The organism is Pseudomonas sp. SCA2728.1_7, assembly GCF_018138145.1.
GTDB lineage: Bacteria > Pseudomonadota > Gammaproteobacteria > Pseudomonadales > Pseudomonadaceae > Aquipseudomonas > Aquipseudomonas koreensis_A.
The window spans coordinates 4,475,671-4,493,249 of the sequence record NZ_CP073104.1 but is presented as its reverse complement, the minus strand read 5'-3'; the positions used below and the strand labels follow the sequence as shown (position 1 = coordinate 4,493,249).

16 protein-coding genes are annotated in these 17,579 nt (G+C 59.4%); 4 read left to right on the top strand and 12 right to left on the bottom strand.

The features are described 5' to 3' along the window. Positions 1–4: 4 nt before the first annotated feature. Together KBP52_RS20000 and KBP52_RS19995 are read right to left on the bottom strand one after the other, a co-directional pair. Positions 5–1,363, bottom strand: a complete 1,359-nt coding sequence (locus KBP52_RS20000; protein ID WP_034151968.1) for a glutamine synthetase family protein — start codon at positions 1,361–1,363, stop codon at positions 5–7. A gap of 94 nt (positions 1,364–1,457) precedes the next feature. Continuing rightward, positions 1,458–1,814, bottom strand: a complete 357-nt coding sequence (locus KBP52_RS19995; RefSeq protein WP_212620815.1) for a glutamine amidotransferase — start codon at positions 1,812–1,814, stop codon at positions 1,458–1,460. A 278-nt stretch (positions 1,815–2,092) separates the two neighbouring features. Between KBP52_RS19995 and KBP52_RS19990 the strand changes: the two genes are divergently transcribed. Further along, positions 2,093–3,469, top strand: coding sequence for a glutamine synthetase family protein (locus KBP52_RS19990; protein WP_007913842.1), 1,377 nt, complete (start codon positions 2,093–2,095; stop codon positions 3,467–3,469). 274 nt (positions 3,470–3,743) lie between these two features. Continuing rightward, positions 3,744–4,382 carry a TetR/AcrR family transcriptional regulator gene (locus tag KBP52_RS19985; protein ID WP_212620814.1) on the top strand — a complete coding sequence of 213 codons (639 nt, stop codon included), beginning with the start codon at positions 3,744–3,746 and terminating at the stop codon, positions 4,380–4,382. A 153-nt stretch (positions 4,383–4,535) separates the two neighbouring features. Here the strand turns inward: KBP52_RS19985 and KBP52_RS19980 are convergent, their stop codons facing one another. From KBP52_RS19980 to KBP52_RS19945, 8 genes are all read right to left on the bottom strand, one after another. After that, on the bottom strand, positions 4,536–4,751 hold the full coding sequence (locus tag KBP52_RS19980) for a TOBE domain-containing protein (protein WP_003229256.1): 216 nt from the start codon (positions 4,749–4,751) through the stop codon (positions 4,536–4,538). 106 nt (positions 4,752–4,857) lie between these two features. After that, the gene (ssuB, locus tag KBP52_RS19975; protein ID WP_007913838.1) at positions 4,858–5,664 is read right to left on the bottom strand and encodes an aliphatic sulfonates ABC transporter ATP-binding protein; all 807 of its coding nucleotides are present in this window, start codon (positions 5,662–5,664) and stop codon (positions 4,858–4,860) included. Continuing rightward, the gene (gene ssuC, locus KBP52_RS19970) at positions 5,661–6,443 is read right to left on the bottom strand and encodes an aliphatic sulfonate ABC transporter permease SsuC (protein WP_003229260.1); all 783 of its coding nucleotides are present in this window, start codon (positions 6,441–6,443) and stop codon (positions 5,661–5,663) included. Before ssuC ends, ssuB begins: the two co-directional genes overlap by 4 nt. A gap of 8 nt (positions 6,444–6,451) precedes the next feature. Then, complete coding sequence (ssuD, locus tag KBP52_RS19965; RefSeq protein ID WP_018928626.1) at positions 6,452–7,600, bottom strand: FMNH2-dependent alkanesulfonate monooxygenase; 1,149 nt, start codon at positions 7,598–7,600, stop codon at positions 6,452–6,454. A gap of 25 nt (positions 7,601–7,625) precedes the next feature. Continuing rightward, positions 7,626–8,591, bottom strand: a complete 966-nt coding sequence (locus tag KBP52_RS19960) for a sulfonate ABC transporter substrate-binding protein (protein ID WP_137218529.1) — start codon at positions 8,589–8,591, stop codon at positions 7,626–7,628. An 89-nt stretch (positions 8,592–8,680) separates the two neighbouring features. Beyond that, the gene (gene ssuE, locus KBP52_RS19955; RefSeq protein WP_034151973.1) at positions 8,681–9,274 is read right to left on the bottom strand and encodes an NADPH-dependent FMN reductase; all 594 of its coding nucleotides are present in this window, start codon (positions 9,272–9,274) and stop codon (positions 8,681–8,683) included. Positions 9,275–9,582: 308 nt separating this feature from the next. After that, positions 9,583–10,221, bottom strand: a complete 639-nt coding sequence (locus KBP52_RS19950) for a peroxiredoxin (RefSeq protein ID WP_122604481.1) — start codon at positions 10,219–10,221, stop codon at positions 9,583–9,585. Positions 10,222–10,517: 296 nt separating this feature from the next. Continuing rightward, complete coding sequence (locus tag KBP52_RS19945) at positions 10,518–11,882, bottom strand: OprD family porin (protein ID WP_095049405.1); 1,365 nt, start codon at positions 11,880–11,882, stop codon at positions 10,518–10,520. Positions 11,883–12,249: 367 nt separating this feature from the next. Here KBP52_RS19945 and tauA point away from each other — a divergent pair, with 367 nt between their 5' ends. Next, entirely contained in the window at positions 12,250–13,236 is a 987-nt protein-coding gene (tauA, locus tag KBP52_RS19940) for a taurine ABC transporter substrate-binding protein (RefSeq protein WP_212623150.1), read from the top strand. 84 nt (positions 13,237–13,320) lie between these two features. Here the strand turns inward: tauA and argA are convergent, their stop codons facing one another. Both argA and argE read right to left on the bottom strand, forming a co-directional pair. After that, on the bottom strand, positions 13,321–14,619 hold the full coding sequence (gene argA / locus KBP52_RS19935) for an amino-acid N-acetyltransferase (protein ID WP_034151976.1): 1,299 nt from the start codon (positions 14,617–14,619) through the stop codon (positions 13,321–13,323). A 264-nt stretch (positions 14,620–14,883) separates the two neighbouring features. Beyond that, the gene (gene argE / locus KBP52_RS19930) at positions 14,884–16,038 is read right to left on the bottom strand and encodes an acetylornithine deacetylase (protein ID WP_038359003.1); all 1,155 of its coding nucleotides are present in this window, start codon (positions 16,036–16,038) and stop codon (positions 14,884–14,886) included. A 155-nt stretch (positions 16,039–16,193) separates the two neighbouring features. On the opposite strand from argE, the gene KBP52_RS19925 reads away from it, so the two are divergent. Beyond that, positions 16,194–17,564, top strand: coding sequence for a CYTH domain-containing protein (locus tag KBP52_RS19925; protein ID WP_212620813.1), 1,371 nt, complete (start codon positions 16,194–16,196; stop codon positions 17,562–17,564). The last annotated feature ends 15 nt before the right edge of the window (positions 17,565–17,579 follow it).

Genomic DNA, 17,579 nt, shown 5'->3' with positions numbered 1-17,579 from the left:
CGTATCAGACGGCGAAGAGCAGGTACTCACGCTCCCAGGAACTGATCACGCGCTTGAAGTTTTCATGCTCGGCCCGTTTTACCGCGACGTAGCCAGTGATGAAGGTTTTGCCCAGGTACTTCTCGATGGTCGCGCTGTTTTCCATACGCTCCAGCGCGTCTTCGATGGTCAGCGGCAGGCGCAGGTTGCGGCGCTCGTAACCACGGCCCACCACTGGTGCGCTCGGATTGAGGCCTTCGACCATGCCGATGTAACCGCAGAGCAGGCTCGCGGCGATCGCCAGGTACGGGTTGGCGTCGGCGCCCGGCAAGCGGTTTTCCACGCGACGGTTCTGCGGACCGGCATCCGGAACGCGCAGGCCCACGGTGCGGTTCTCTTCGCCCCACTCGACGTTGACCGGTGCCGAGGTGTCCGGCAGGAAGCGGCGGAACGAGTTGACGTTCGGCGCGAACAGCGGCAACAGCTCAGGAATCAGTTTCTGCAAGCCACCGATGTGGTGCAGGAACAGCTGGCTCATGGTGCCGTCTTCATTGGAGAAGACGTTCTTGCCGGTCTCGATGTCGATGATGCTCTGGTGCAAGTGCATCGCACTGCCCGGCTCGCCGGTCATCGGTTTGGCCATAAAGGTCGCGGCCACATCGTGCTTGAGCGCGGCTTCACGCATGGTGCGTTTGAACACCAGAATCTGGTCGGCCAGCGACAGTGCATCGCCGTGACGGAAGTTGATTTCCATCTGCGCCGTGCCGTCTTCGTGGATCAGCGTGTCGAGGTCCAGCTCCTGCAGTTCGCACCAATCGTAGACGTCTTCGAACAGCGGATCGAATTCGTTCGCCGCTTCAATGGAGAACGACTGACGACCGATTTCCGGACGACCCGAACGGCCAATCGGCGGCTGCAACGGATAGTCAGGGTCGTCGCTGCGCTTGGTCAGGTAAAACTCCATTTCCGGCGCCACGATCGGCTGCCAGCCCTTGTCGGCATAGAGTTTCAACACTTTCTTGAGGACGTTGCGTGGCGACAGCTCGATCGGGTTGCCTTGCTTGTCGTAGGTGTCGTGGATCACTTGAGCAGTTGGCTCGATGGCCCACGGCACCAGGTACACGGCGTTCTGGTCGGGGCGGCAGATCATGTCGATGTCGGCCGGGTCGAGCAGTTCGTAATAGATGTCGTCTTCGACGTAGTCGCCGGTCACGGTCTGCAACAGCACGCTTTCTGGCAGGCGCATGCCTTTTTCGGCAATGAACTTGTTGGTCGGCGAGATCTTGCCCCGGGTGATACCGGTCAAGTCGGCGATCATGCATTCGACTTCTGTGATCTTGTGGTCTTTCAACCAATCGGTGAGCTGGTCGAGGTTGTTACTCATAAATGCCTCTGGGCTGAGTCTCCTGACATGATGTCAGGCAAAGTTTGACGCTATGGGCGTCGCGTTAAAGGGGGCTTGCTCGCGCAGTGCCGGCTTATGCCTGGCACCGCGCATAGACAATGAAAGAAGAGCTTACCTGCCCTTTACGCTGGCGTTGCATTTCCTGTGCACAGTCCAGGCGTGCAGAATCATGAGCACGGCTGAGGAAGCAGCACAGGCTTTGAGGGTGAAAGCGATCTATATTGGAAGGGGACGCCATAAACAGGATGCTTTTCCGTACGTCCAGAATATCGGACGCTGACGCTTGAACGGCCATGGACGGGAACATCGTCGGCAAGCGGCAAGCCTTGCTGGCTGCGCTACTGACGGATTTGTCGCCACTGATGTGATGAGCATGCAGACCGGACTGTTGCGAGCAGTCGGTGATGCCGATTAACGGCAGGCGAGACATGAAGCACCCCGGTATTATTGCTGTTATGGGTTTGATCGGAGCTTAGCCTTGTTCATTTTTTTACACAACACCCCCGTAAAAAATACAACACGGCCTGCTCAAGCCCGCGGGTGCACAGTCTTCCAAGGACAAAAAAAAGCCCGAAAGTGCCCCATAAATGCCCTCACAGCGCTTTTTTAGGGCAAAAAAGGCCTCGCTTGACTTCGGCAGGCCGTTCGGGTTGACTGAAACCAGAAAAGATCAATGATTGATATTTTTAACAACAAAGGTGTTGCATCATGTCGGTACCCCCGCGTGCCGTTCAGCTTAACGAAGCGAACGCGTTCCTTAAGGAACATCCTGAGGTTCTGTACGTTGACCTTCTGATTGCGGATATGAATGGTGTGGTGCGCGGCAAGCGCATTGAACGCACCAGCCTCCACAAGGTTTACGAGAAAGGCATCAACCTGCCGGCCTCTCTATTTGCTCTGGATATCAACGGTTCAACGGTGGAAAGCACCGGCCTGGGCCTGGACATCGGCGACGCCGATCGTATCTGCTATCCGATCCCCGATACCCTGTGCAACGAGCCATGGCAGAAGCGCCCGACCGCGCAACTGTTGATGACCATGCACGAACTCGAAGGTGACCCATTCTTCGCCGATCCGCGCGAAGTGCTCCGTCAAGTTGTTGCAAAGTTTGACGAGCTGGGCCTGACCATCTGCGCCGCATTCGAACTCGAGTTCTACCTGATCGATCAGGAAAACGTGAACGGTCGTCCACAGCCGCCACGCTCGCCGATCTCCGGCAAACGCCCGCACTCGACGCAGGTCTACCTGATCGACGACCTCGACGAATACGTCGACTGCCTCCAGGACATTCTGGAAGGTGCCAAAGAGCAAGGCATCCCGGCCGACGCCATCGTCAAGGAAAGTGCCCCGGCGCAGTTCGAAGTGAACCTGCACCACGTCGCCGACCCGATCAAGGCGTGCGACTACGCGGTACTGCTCAAGCGTCTGATCAAGAACATCGCCTACGACCATGAAATGGACACCACCTTCATGGCCAAGCCGTACCCGGGCCAGGCAGGTAATGGTCTGCACGTACACATTTCGATTCTGGATAAAGAAGGCAAAAACATTTTTGCCAGCGAGGATCCCGAGCAGAACGCCGCGCTGCGTCACGCGATCGGCGGTGTGCTCGAGACCCTGCCCGCGCAGATGGCTTTCCTCTGCCCGAACGTCAACTCCTACCGTCGTTTCGGCGCACAGTTCTACGTGCCGAACTCGCCGTGCTGGGGCCTGGACAACCGCACCGTAGCGATTCGCGTACCGACCGGCTCGTCCGATGCCGTACGTATCGAACACCGCGTGGCCGGCGCCGATGCCAACCCGTACCTGCTGATGGCTTCGGTTCTGGCCGGCGTGCACCACGGTCTGACCAACAAGATCGAACCGGGCGCGCCTGTCGAAGGCAACAGCTACGAGCAGAACGAGCAAAGCCTGCCGAACAACTTGCGCGATGCCCTGCGCGAGCTGGACGACAGCGAGGTGATGGCCAAGTACATCGATCCGAAGTACATCGATATCTTCGTCGCCTGCAAGGAAAGTGAGCTGGAGGAGTTCGAACACTCCATCTCCGACCTTGAGTACAACTGGTATCTGCATACCGTTTAAGCGGATTGCGAACCAGATAAAAACGCCGTCGGCTGTCATAGCCCACGGCGTTTTTTATGGCCGAACACAAATTCCTGGGGTTGGGGTGAATGGCCGCCTGCGGCGGTTCGCGAGCAGGCTCGCTCCCACAAGGTGCTGTGTGTACAAATACCCAAGTTCACTGGAGATCAAATGTGGGAGCGAGCCGGCTCCGGGCGGCGTTCCGACGAAGGCGTACTGGCAGACAACACAAGAGCCGGCTCGTACAATGCCCGCTGCCCCGCAGGAGACTTCCATGACGCGACCCGCCCCCGTCCGCAAACCCCGTGCCCGCAGCCAGGCGCGCATCGACTCGATACTCGACGCCGCGCGCACATTGCTGGCCGCCGAGGGTGTGGCGAGTCTGTCGATCTACAGCGTCGCCGAGCGCGCGCAGATTCCGCCCTCCTCCGTGTACCACTTCTTCGCCAGCGTCCCGGCACTGCTCGAAGCGCTGACGGCGGATGTGCACGCGGCGTTTCGCGCCTGCCTGCAAGCGCCGATTGATCATGAAGCGCTGCGTGACTGGCGTGATCTGTCGCGACTGGTCGAGCAACGGATGCTGGAGATCTACGACGAAGACGCGGCGGCGCGTCAGTTGATCCTCGCGCAGCATGGTCTGACCGAAGTGACTCAGGCTGACCGCCAGCACGATATTGAGTTGGGCGACCTGATGCACAAGCTGTTCGATCATCACTTCGAGTTGCCGAGGCTGCCGAAGGATGTCGATGTGTTTGCCTTGGCGATGGAGTTGGGTGACCGGGTGTATGCGCGCTCGGTGCAACAGCATGGGCAGATTACGCCGCGCATGGCCGAGGAAGGGATGCGCGTGTTTGATGCTTATATCGGCCTGTATCTACCGCCGTATCTACCCAAAAGATCTCTAGTGATCTGACTGACCTCTTCGCGAGCAGGCTCGCTCCCACATTTGGAATGCGATCCCCTGTGGGAGCGAGCCTGCTCGCGAAGGCCGCACCGCAGCTTTCAGATCAGGCACAAAAAACCCCGAAGGGCTCACGCCCTCCGGGGTTGTTTTTTACTCACCGGCTTACAACTTGGCGATCGACACCTCGGTGGATTTCACAAAGGCGATCACTTCGCTGCCGACCACCAGTTCCAGCTCCTTGACCGAGCGGGTGGTGATCACCGAAGTGACGATGCCCGAAGCGGTCTGCACGTCGATTTCCGACAGCACGTCGCCGAGGACGATTTCCTTGATCGAGCCTTTGAACTGGTTACGGACGTTGATGGCTTTGATAGTCATGATATTTCTCCTGAGGTCGAAATAAGCGGCAAGTGGCAAGCTTCAAGCGGCAAGCAAAAGCACAGCGCTTCTACTTGTAGCTTGCAGCTTGAAGCTCGCAGCTGCTTCATTGCGCCCAACGCAGTTGCGTAGGCAGTGGTGAAACAGGTTCCGGCGCCGGCGGTTCGCCGGGCAGGGAGAGAACACGGTTAAGCACTTCGGTTTCCAGCGCTGCCAGTCGGTGCGAACCACGCACTCGCGGCCGCGGCAGCTCCACATGCAGGTCGAGGCCGACTTCGCCGTCCTCGATCAGAATCACCCGGTCGGCAATCGCCACCGCTTCGCTGACGTCGTGGGTCACCAGCAGCACGGTGAAGCCGTGTTGCTGCCAGAGACGCTCGATCAGTTGCTGCATTTCAATGCGGGTCAGCGCATCCAGCGCGCCGAGCGGTTCGTCGAGCAACAGCAGGCGCGGTTGATGGATCAGCGCCCGCGCCAGTGCAACGCGCTGCTTCTGTCCGCCAGACAACGCCGCCGGCCACTCATTGGCGCGATCGGCCAGACCCACCGCGTCCAGTGCTTCGAGAGCTTTCGGACGCCAGTTGCCTTTAAGGCCCAAGCCGACGTTGTCGATGATCTTTTTCCACGGCAGCAGACGCGCTTCCTGGAACATCAATCGGGTGTCTTCCCGCGCATCGCTGAGCGGCGCAGAACCAGCCAGCAAGTCGCCGCCAGTCGGTTGATCAAGCCCAGCGAGCAAACGCAGCAAGGTACTTTTGCCACAGCCGCTGCGCCCGACAACGGCGACAAATTGCCCCGCCGGAATGTGCAGATCGATGTCACGCAGCACCTGCCGCGCGCCGAAGGTTTTCTGCAGGTTGCGCACCGCCAGCGGAATCCCGCGCAGCAGGCGTGGAGGTTGTTGAGCAGTCATGCCGCACCTCCTTTGGCAACCTGATAGGCCGGGTGCCAACGCAACCACACACGTTCAAGTCCACGGGCCGCGAGGTCAGCGAGTTTGCCGAGCACCGCGTAAAGCAGGATCGCCAGCACCACCACGTCGGTCTGCAAAAACTCGCGGGCGTTCATCGCCAGATAGCCGATGCCGGAGCTGGCGGAAATGGTTTCGGCGACGATCAGCGTCAGCCACATAAAGCCCAGGGCGAAGCGCACACCGACCAGAATCGAAGGCAGTGCACCCGGCAGAATCACCTGCCAGAACAAGCTGAAACCGGAGAGGCCATAACTGCGCGCCATCTCCACCAGCGCCGGGTCGACGTTACGGATGCCGTGATAGGTGTTGAGGTAAATCGGGAACAGCGTGCCCAACGCCACCAGAAAAATCTTCGCCGACTCGTCGATGCCGAACCACAGGATCACCAGCGGAATCAGCGCCAAGTGCGGCACGTTGCGGATCATCTGCACCGAGCTGTCGAGCAGGCGTTCGCCCCATTTCGACAGGCCGGTGATGAAACCCAGGACCAGACCGATGCTACCGCCGATGGTAAAACCGAGTGCCGCGCGCCAGCCGCTGATCGCCAAGTGCGTCCAGATTTCGCCGCTGCGTACCAGGCTCACGCCGGCTTCGATCACCGCCACCGGTGCCGGCAGAATCCGTGTCGACAACCAACCGGCCGACACCGACAACTGCCACACCGCCAGCAACAACACCGGCAACGCCCAGGGCGCGAGGCTGTGGATGATTTTCTTCATGGCGCGCCTCAGCTCTGCGACGCGGCTTTGGGAAGAATGTCGTTGGCGACCATCTCGCCGAACGGGCTGACATAACCGGCGCTTTTCGGCAGTTCCGGACGCTCGATGTCGAGGTGCGGGAACAGCAGTTCAGCGACGCGATACGACTCTTCGAGGTGTGGATAACCGGAGAAAATGAAGGTGTCGATGCCCAGATCCGCATATTCCTTCACGCGAGCGGCCACGGTCGGGCCATCGCCGACCAGCGCCGTACCGGCACCACCGCGCACCAGGCCAACGCCGGCCCAGAGGTTCGGGCTGACTTCGAGGTTGTCGCGGCTACCGCCATGCAGCGCAGCCATGCGTTGCTGGCCGACCGAATCGAAACGCGCCAGAGAAGCTTGAGCGCGAGCGATGGTGTCGTCGTCCAGGTGCGAGATCAGCCGATCCGCCGCTTGCCACGCTTCAGCGTTGGTTTCACGGACGATCACGTGCAGACGAATGCCGAAGCGTACGGTGCGGCCGAGCTTGGCGGCCTTGGCGCGAACTTGTGCAATCTTCTCGGCCACCGCTGCTGGCGGCTCGCCCCAGGTCAGGACCATTTCCACTTGTTCAGCAGCCAAGTCCTGCGCCGCTTCCGACGAGCCACCGAAGTACAGCGGCGGCCGTGGTTGCTGGATCGGCGGGTAGAGCAACTTGGCGCCTTTCACGCTGATGTGCTGACCGTCGTAATCGACGGTTTCGCCTTCGAGCACACGACGCCAGATGCGGGTGAATTCCACCGAGGCCTGATAGCGTTCTTCGTGGCTGAGAAACAGACCGTCGCCAGCCAATTCTTCCGGGTCACCGCCAGTCACGAGGTTGAACAGCGCACGGCCGCCGGACAGACGATCCAGCGTGGCTGCCTGCCGCGCTGCCACCGTCGGGGAAATGATCCCGGGGCGCAGGGCAACGAGGAACTTCAGACGCTGGGTCACCGGGATCAGCGACGCCGCCACCAACCACGAGTCTTCGCAAGAGCGGCCGGTGGGGATCAGCACACCGCCGAAGCCCAGACGATCCGCCGCTTGCGCGACCTGTTGCAGATAACCGTGGTCGACGGCGCGAGCGCCTTCGGCGGTGCCAAGGTAATGGCCGTCGCCGTGGGTAGGCAGGAACCAGAAGATATTGAGGCTCATGGAGTGGTCTCCTTAGGAATTCGAATTACTGCGCTTTAGCCACAGCGGCCGGTGGTGTCCAGATCACATCCTTGATGCTCAGCGGCTTGGGAATCAGCTTGAGCTGGTAGAACGTGTCAGCGATTTTCTGCTGCGCGGCGACCACTTCCGGGGTCAGGAACAGCGCGCCGTAGCCCTGGCGTTTCACCGAGGTCAGAGTGATGTCCGCCGGCAGGCCGAGCAGTGGCGCAACTTGTTGGGTCACGTCTTCAGGGTTGGCTTTCGACCACTCGCCAACGGCGCGCACTTCCTCGACGAGGGTCTTGATCACCTGAGGATTTTTCTCGGCGTAAGGCTTGGTCGCGAGGTAGAACTGGTGGTTGTCGACGATGCCTTTGCCGTCGCGCAGGGTGTGCGCTTGCAGTTGTTTCTCGGCGGCAGCCTGGTACGGATCCCAGATGACCCAGGCGTCGACGCTGCCACGTTCGAACGCAGCGCGAGCATCCGCCGGCGGCAGGAATACGGTTTGAATATCGGTGTACTTGAGACCGGCGTCTTCCAGCGCACGCACCAGCAGGTAGTGGACGTTGGAGCCTTTGTTCAGCGCGACTTTCTTGCCTTTGAGATCGGCCACCGATTTGATCGGCGAGTCTTTCGGCACAAGGATCGCTTCGCTGTTCGGCGCTGGTGGTTCATAAGCGACGTAAAGCAAATCGGCGCCGGCAGCCTGAGCAAAAACTGGCGGGGTTTCGCCGGTGACACCGAAGTCGATCGAGCCGACGTTCAGGCCTTCCAGCAGCTGCGGGCCGCCGGGGAATTCAGTCCATTGCACGTCGACGCCTTGGGCGGCCAGACGTTTTTCCAAAGTGCCCTTGGCCTTGAGCAGCACCAACGTGCCGTACTTCTGATAACCGATCCGAAGAGTCTCGGCTTGAGCTTGAGTGATGGCGCCGAAGGTGACAGCCGCAGCAAACAGAGCGACCAGACCACGACGCAAAAATACAGTGCGCATAGCGCTCTCCTTTTTGCTGTTGGGTTTTGGCTGCACCTGCTTGCCCGTTGGCGGGCGAGTAAGGCCAGTACTTCAAATTTCGATGAGGCTTAAATGCTCCAGCGAGCACTCAACAAACGTTCGTTCAACAGGCCCGGTTCCAACGGCTTTGGCCGGCGCGCCATGGCGCCGACAAACTGATCCAGCGCTTCATGCAGTCGCTGCTCCAGCGCCGGTGCCAGTTGTGCTGCGGCACTGCCTTCGCCGTAAGCGATCTGGCTGTCCTCGGCGAAAATCCCCTGGAGCATTTCCTGGGCTTTCAATGCCGACAACACGGGCTTGAGGGCGTAATCGACCACCAGCATGTGGGCGATGCTGCCGCCAGTGGCCATCGGCAAGACAATCTTGTGGTTCAAGGCGCGCTCGGGCAGCAGGTCCAGCAGGGTCTTCAGAGCGCCGGAGAACGACGCTTTGTAAACCGGTGTGGCGATCAGCAGGCCATCGGCGTTTTCAATCTGTTGCAGCAGGTCGAGCACCTTCGGGCTGTCGAAGCGGGCATGGAGCAAATCCTCGGCCGGGAAGTCCCGCACCTGATAACTCACCACTTCCACCCCTTGCTGCTGCAACCAACGTTGCGAGCGTTCCAGCAGCACTCCGGAACGGGAGCGCAGGCTGGGGCTGCCACCGAGTGAGACGACCAGCATTGAGACAATTCCTTAAGCGTTGCAGGCGATTCGCGGGTTGCGATCTCGCTTCGATGGAGTGACCTTACCAGCTGATTTATATATCCATAAATCATATTTATTCATTTGGTTATGCGTTTTGGAGATATGAGATTCACTTTGTTCCGGGCGAAAAAAAAGGCCGTCGAAACGGCCTGAAATCCCCTGCTTAGTGGTTCCGTGGTGACTGGACTAACGCCATCGCGAGCAGGCTCACTCCTACATTTGGAATGCGTTTCCCTGTAGGAGTGAGCCTGCTCGCGATGGCGGTGGTGACTACACCGCAGATCTCACTTGTTCGGCTGTGGCGTCAGGCGCAGGTACGGTTTCACCGCGCGATAGCCTTTCGGAAAGCGCTTTTTGATTTCGTCTTCATCCTTGAGCGAAGGCACGATCACCACCTCTTCACCGTCCTGCCAGTTGGCCGGGGTGGCCACCTTGTAGTTGTCGGTGAGCTGCAGCGAATCGATCACCCGCAGAATCTCGTGGAAGTTGCGCCCGGTGCTCGCCGGGTAAGTGATGGTCAGGCGAATCTTCTTGTTCGGATCGATCACGAACAGCGAACGCACGGTCAGCGTGTCGTTGGCGTTCGGGTGGATCAGATCGTAGAGGTCGGAAACTTTGCGATCGGCATCGGCCAGGATAGGAAAGTTGACGATGGTGTTCTGGGTTTCGTTGATGTCTTCGATCCACTTGTGGTGTGAGTCCACCGGGTCGACCGACAGCGCAATGGCTTTGACACCGCGCTTGCTGAACTCATCCTTGAGCTTGGCGGTGAAGCCCAGCTCCGTGGTGCACACCGGGGTGAAGTCCGCCGGGTGGGAGAACAGCACGCCCCAGCTATCGCCCAGCCATTCGTGAAAACGAATCTTGCCGGCGCTGGAATCCTGTTCGAAATCGGGGGCGATGTCGCCGAGTCTGAGGCTCATGATGCTGCTCCTGATGAGTTGTTCGAGACCTCAACTGTAGCCCGGGATTCACCATCGTGAAAAAGAATAAATAACTAGATATCTATATCATTAACGAATATTAAACATCTGTTCACTGGACGCTGAACGGCATCCCGACGAACATCGGTCGCAAGGTTCGAGAAGGCCTTGAGTTGCAGTAAAGAGGGAAATTCGGGGAAGGCTTACGGGGGTGGGCCTGACTCGAAAACGCAAAAGCCCCGTCCGGCGCGATGCCGGACGGGGCTTTTTTTACATCAACGAATCGAAACGCGCTATTACAGCAGCGGGATCGAGTAGCTGACGATCAGGCGGTTTTCATCCTGGTCACGCTGACCTGGGATGTCGTTGCGCCAGGTAGCGTTTTTCCACATCAGGCCAACGTTTTTCAGCGGGCCTTCAGGTACGACGTAACCAACGGTGAAGTCGCGCTCCCACTCGGAACGGCCGCTGCCGTTCTCAACGCGGTTGGCACCCACGGTGTCGATATTGTCGCCGCGCAGGTAAACCACACCAGCCGTCAGACCTGGAACGCCGACTTTGGCGAAGTCATACGAGTAGCGTGCTTGCCAGGTACGTTCGCCAGCACGGCCGAACTTCTGGATTTGCATGTCGGTGATGGTGTAGTTCGACGAACCGTCGCCCTGGTTCAACCAAGGGAAGTCGCTGCTGCCGTTGGAAACCTGGTAGCCGCCGCCGAAAGTGTGGCCAGCAACGGTGTACAGGAACAGGCCGCTGTACAGGTTGTTGTCAACCGGGCCTTTACCACTGACGTTACCAACGTAGTTACCGTTGCTGAAGTAAGTGGTGGTGTTGCCGTTGTTGCCATCATCGGTGCTGTGGAAGTAGCGCAAGTCAGACTTCAGCACGCCCGGGCCGATTGCCCAGTTGTGGACCAGACCCAGGAAGTGTTGCTTGTAGAAGTCTTCCAAGTTGCCGTAGTAGTACTGGGCAGTCAGGTCTTTGGTGATCTTGTAGTCACCACCGGCGTAGTAGAACTTGTTGCTGTTGGCGATACGCGCGTTGGCGCCACCAATGGACAGGTTCTCGTTGTTGCTGGAGTTACGACCTTTCACAGCTTCGATCTGACCGCCGACCAGGGTCAGGTCCTTGATGTCGCTGGAAGTGATCTGGCCACCCTGCCAGGTTTGTGGCACCAGACGACCATCGTTGGTCACGATCACTGGCAGTTTTGGCTGCAGGGTGCCCAATTTCAGTTCGGTCTGGGAGATCTTGGCTTTGGCAGTCAGGCCCAGGCTGGAGAAGTTATCAACAGCATCACCGTTGTGCTCGCTTGGGAACACGGTGCCGCCGTAGGAGGTGCCGGTAGCGCCGTTAGTGCCGCCGCCCGAATCCAGACGCACGCCCAGCAGGCCGATGGCGTCGATACCGAAACCTACGGTGCCTTGGGTGTAACCGGAGATGAAGCGAAGATCGAACGCTTGGCCCCACTCTTCGTTCTTGCTCTGAACACCGGCAGTCTTGCTGGCGGCGCTGCCGGCAGCGCTGTCACGGTTGTCGTTGTTGATGTAGAAGTTACGCAGCCCCAAAGTAGCTTTGCTGTCTTCGATGAAACCGGCGGCGCCTGCCTGCTGCGCCATAACCCCTACGGCCACAGCCAGGGCCAAGGTGGACTTGTTCATGTAAAGCTCCTCTCGTTTCTAATTCTTGTGTTCCTGGCCCGGGGTCTGATGCCCTGGGTCCTAAGATGCGCGATTAGCGCCAGACCGTGACTGACAAGTCAATCGTAACCTTGTATGTCTACGACCAAGGTCTAATCGCAGTGATTTGGTCCGTGCAGAGTAAAGATTTCCTGATAAACCCAAAAAGAATTTATTCATTCTTTTTCATATCATTTCGGAATATGGCCAGTATCGTGCCACCTCCGCCGGGAAACAGCGTATCGGCGACTAAGCTCATTCCTAAATGGTATTTGTTAGCCTTTTTTTATATCAATTAGCTTTGGCGCAACCGCAATTCGTCAAACCCTATCGAAAAGGCGACGCCATGATGGCCAAACGCGCACTATCTAGTCAATTTGTTACAGTTTGTGTATCAGCACTGATTTCTTTTTCCGCCCATGCCGCCAACCTCACCGTCGGCTATCAAACCGGTATCGACCCGAGCAAAGTCCCGCAAGCCGACGGCGTCTACGAGAAAACCATCGGCGAGAAAATCGACTGGCGTCGCTTCAACAGTGGCCCGGAAGTTGTGACAGCCATTGCTTCGGGTGACGTGCAGATCGGCAACCTCGGTTCCAGCCCGTTAGCCGCTGCCGCTTCGCGCAATCTGCCGATTGTGGCGTTCATCGTTTCGGCGCAGATCAATGCCGCCGAAGCGCTGGTGGTGCGTAATGGCAGCGGTATCAACACCCCCCAGGACCTGGTCGGCAAAACCATCGCCACACCTTTCGTTTCGACCTCACACTACAGCCTGCTCGGCGCCCTCAAGCACTGGGGCCTGGACGCCTCGAAAGTCAAAGTGGTGAACCTGCAACCGGCAGAGATCGCAGCGGCGTGGAAGCGTGGCGATATCGATGGCGCATTTGTCTGGTCGCCGGCGCTGGGGGAAATCCGCAAGACCGGCAAGACCCTGACCGATGCCGCACAGGTCGGTCAGTGGGGTGCGCCAACCTTCGAAGTCTGGGTCGCGCGCAAGGATTTTGCCGAGAAGCATCCAGACGTAGTAGCGAAGTTCGCCAAGGTCACGCTGGATTCATTTGCCGATTACGCGGCGCATAAAGACAGCTGGACGGCTGACTCGGTGCCGGTACAGAAAATCGCCAAACTGACCGGTGCCAATGCCGCTGATGTACCGGATTTGCTTGCAGGTTCGGCGTTCCCGGATGCCAAGGCGCAACAAACCACGGCGCTGCTGGAGGGCGGCACGGCGAAGGCGATTGGCGAGACGGCGAAGTTTTTGAAGGAACAGGGCAAGGTTGAGACGGTGCTGCCGGACTACTCGCCGTACGTCAGCGCGAAGTTTGTGGCGCAATAAAAGCTTCGCGAGCAGGCTCGCTCCCACACTTTGGAATGCATTTTCCTGTGGGAGCGAGCCTGCTCGCGAATGGAGCGACGAGGTTTATAGGGGCTTTTCGAAGATTTTAGAATTACGTTGAAAGTTGTACAGCGACGCCCGCGCCGCTGGCAGGCGTTCAACGCTGCTCGGTTCGAAACCACGCTCGCGGAACCAGTGCGCAGTACGCGTAGTGAGGACGAACAAGGTTTTCAAACCCTGAGCTCGTGCGCGGGTTTCGATGCGCTCCAACAGTTCATCACCGCGACCGCCATGGCGATACTCCGGGTTTACCGCCAGGCACGCCAGTTCACCGGCATCGGAATCAGCAATCTGATACAGCGCTGCACAGGCGATGATCATGCCTTCACGCTCGACCACGCTGAACTGCTCGATCTCGCGCTCCAGCACTTCGCGCGAACGCCGCACCAGAATCCCCTGCTCTTCCAGCGGACTGATCAAGTCGAGCAAGCCGCCGACGTCTTCAATCGCCGCTTCGCGCACCAGTTCGAATTGCTCCTGCGCGACCAGCGTACCGCCACCGTCACGGGTGAACAGCTCGGTCAGCAGCGCGCCGTCTTCGGCATAACTGACGATATGACTGCGCGCCACGCCGCCACGGCAAGCCTCGGCGGCGGCATCGAGCAATTCCGCCTGATAGTTGCTGCCAAGGCGCTGCAAATGTGCCGGCACTTGCTGTGGACGCAACTCACGCACCAGCTTGCCGTTCTCATCGATCAGGCCGAGGTCGGCGCCGAACAGCAGCAGTTTGTCTGCGCCCAGGTCGATGGCGGCGCGGGTGGCGACGTCTTCACAGGCGAGGTTGAAAATTTCCCCGGTCGGCGAGTAGCCCAGCGGCGACAGCAGCACGATCGAACGCTCATCGAGCAGGCGATTGATGCCCTTGCGGTCGACCCGGCGCACTTCGCCGGTGTGGTGATAGTCGACGCCTTCGAGCACGCCGATCGGTCGTGCGGTGACGAGGTTGCCGCTGGCCACGCGCAAACGCGAGCCCTGCATCGGCGACGAAGCCATGTCCATCGACAAACGCGCTTCGATTGCGATCCGCAATTGGCCGACCGCGTCGATTACACATTCCAGCGTTGCCGCATCGGTGATGCGCATGCCGTGGTGGTAATGCGGGGTCAGGCCACGCGCGGCGAGGCGGGTTTCGATTTGCGGGCGCGAACCGTGTACCAACACCAGACGCACGCCAAGGCTGTGCAGCAGGACGATGTCGTGAACGATGTTGCCGAAATTCGGATGCTCGACGCCGTCGCCGGGCAGCATGACGACGAAGGTGCAGTCGCGGTGGGCATTGATGTAAGGGGACGCGTGACGAAGCCAATTGACGTATTCGGGCATGAACCTGGGCCTGTAATAAATAGCAGCCTAAAAAGGGGCGAAACGGAAAACGCACAGCGGGCTGATGGTTATCGTCGGAACAGGCTTGGCGACACGCGCGCTCTCCTCATGAATACGGGTTGGGATGCTGGCAATTTACAGCGTTTGATCAGGCAAAACACAATCCCTGTAGGAGCGAGCCTGCTCGCGAAAGCGCTGTATCTGTCGACATCGAGGTGTCTGAACTGGCGCTTTCGCGAGCAGGCTCGCTCCCACAGGGATGAATCATCGTTCGTCAGCAGTCAGGCAGTAATGTTCAATCAGTTGCCGTAATAGATGCACGGTAGGCTGCAAACGTGACATTTCAAGGTACTCGCCGGGCTGATGCGCACAGGCAATGTCGCCGGGGCCGAGCACGATGGTTTCGCAGCCAAGGCGCTGAAGATAAGGCGCTTCGGTACCAAACGCTACTGCTTCGGCGCTATGACCGGTGAGCTTTTCGGCGATGCGCACCAGTTCGGCGTCTTCCGACTGTTCAAACGATGGCACTTCCGGGAACAACGGCTTGTAATCGATCTTCACCTGATGCCGCTCGGCGACCGGGTTGAGCTTGCGCAGAATCTCCGCGCGCAGGACTTTCGGGTCCATGCCGGGCAGTGGTCGCAAATCGAATTCCAGCGAACACTGACCACAAATACGGTTGGGATTATCGCCACCATGAATGCAGCCAAAGTTCATCGTCGGCTGCGGCACGCTGAACTGCGGGTTATTGAATTCTCGTTGCCACAACAGGCGCAGGCCGCGCAGTTCGCCGATCGCATCGTGCATCGCTTCAAGGGCGCTGTGGCCCAGGCGCGGATCCGACGAATGGCCGCTCTGCCCGAGGATGTCGATGCGCTCCATCATGATGCCTTTGTGCATGCGGATCGGTTTGAGTCCGGTCGGCTCGCCGATCACCGCTGCGCGGCCCAGCGGACGCCCGGCCTCGGCCAGCGCGCGGGCGCCGGACATCGAACTTTCTTCATCGCAGGTAGCGAGGATCAGCAGCGGTTGCTTGAACGGCTGATCGAGCAGCGGCAACACCGCTTCGATGATCAGCGCGAAGAAACCTTTCATGTCGCAACTGCCCAACCCGACCCAGCGGCCATCGACTTCAGTGAGCTTCAGCGGATCGGTCTGCCACAACGCATCGTCGTATGGCACCGTGTCGCTGTGCCCGGCCAGCACCAGCCCGCCGGGGCCGCTGCCGAAACTGGCGAGCAGGTTGAACTTGCCGGGGCTGACCTGCTGGATATCGCAGCTGAAACCGAGGTCACCCAGCCAGCCGGCGAGCAAATCGATCACCGCGCGGTTGGACTGATCGAGGTTCGGTTGGGTACAGCTGACCGATGGCGCGGCGATCAGCGCAGCGAACTGGTCTTGCATGGACGGCAAAGGCATCGCTGACTCCAACTCCCGATTTGAGGTCCATCATAGAACCATCCGGCGTCAGGAATAAACCGCCGCAGGGCGTAGGACGAATCAGTCCTGTACACTGCACGGCCTTGGCAGCCACATATTCCCCGGCTGCGCTCCCGATCCTGGATTTTCCGGCCATGCAGAAAGAAACCGAAATCAAACTCCGCGTCAGCCGCGAAACCCTCGCCGCCCTGCGCGAGCACCCGTTACTGAAAAAACGCAACAAAAGTGGCTGGGAACGCCGTGAGTTGATGAACCAGTACTTCGACACCCCCGAGCGCGATCTGGCCCAGGCCAAAGTTGCCCTGCGCCTGCGCAAGGACGGTGACGAAGTGATTCAGACCCTCAAGACCCGTGGCCAGAGCGTTGCCGGTCTGTCCGAGCGTAATGAATACGACTGGAAGTTGCCCAAAGCCAAGCTCGACGTGAAGAAACTCGACGGCGAATGCTGGCCCGAGTCACTGGCCGAGCTGGACAAGAAAACCCTCAAGCCGATCTTCACCACCGATTTCGTCCGCGAACGTGCGGAAATCGCCTGGGGCCGTGGCAAATCCAAAGTGGTTATCGAAGCCGCGCTGGACCTCGGTCACGTGGTAGTCGGCAAGCAGAAAGAAGAAATCTGCGAGCTGGAACTGGAACTGCGCGAAGGCGAGCCTGCCGCGCTGCTGGAACTGGCTGCCGAACTGGCGGAAACCCTGGCGCTGATGCCGTGCGACATCAGCAAGGCCGAACGCGGTTATCGTCTGTACGACGCCAACAGCTACTCGCTGAGCCTGCCGGCACCGGAGCTGACCGCGGAAACCCAACTCGACGACGCCTTCGCCGCGCTGAGCTGGCACTTGCTCGGCAGCAGCCAGCGTCTGGCTGAACAATATCGCTTCAACGGCCACTGGCGCCTGTTGCTCGACTGGGTCGAGAACCTTGCAGAAATGCGCGCCCTGCTCAGCAGCCTCGGCCAGGCCGCGCCGCGTCAGTCGACTCACGACTTGCGCGTTGCCCTGGATGCGTTGCTGGAAGACTGGCGCCCACTGGTCCAGGCCGGTATCGAAGACGAAGACGTGCGCAAAGCCGCGCCGGAGCAGTTCCTCGAAGAACTCGAAGACCCGCGCTGGGGCTCGTTCTCGCTGAACACTTCGCGTTGGTTGCTGGCTCGCACCTGGACCGCCGAGCGCAATGTGCGTGGCAATCGTCAGGGCGGTGCGCAGTTGCACAGCTGGCTGCCGCGTACCTTGGGCGAAGAAGCCACGGCCCTGCAATTGCAGCGTTATCAGCAGCAGCCGGAAGATCTGGCTGAGCAACTGCCGCGTATCGAGCGCATTCAGGTCTGGCTGCACCACGCCCGTAACGTGCTGGAAATCCCGGAAATGGATCGCTTGTACGGCGAACTGAACAAACTGGCGCAACTGGCCAACGAGCCGACGATCACTGACGAACTGCTCGATGCACGCAAGCAGCAGGCGATTGCGGTTTACCAGAATCGCGCGTGGAAAATGCTCCTGCGCATGTAATACCGCTTTCGCGAG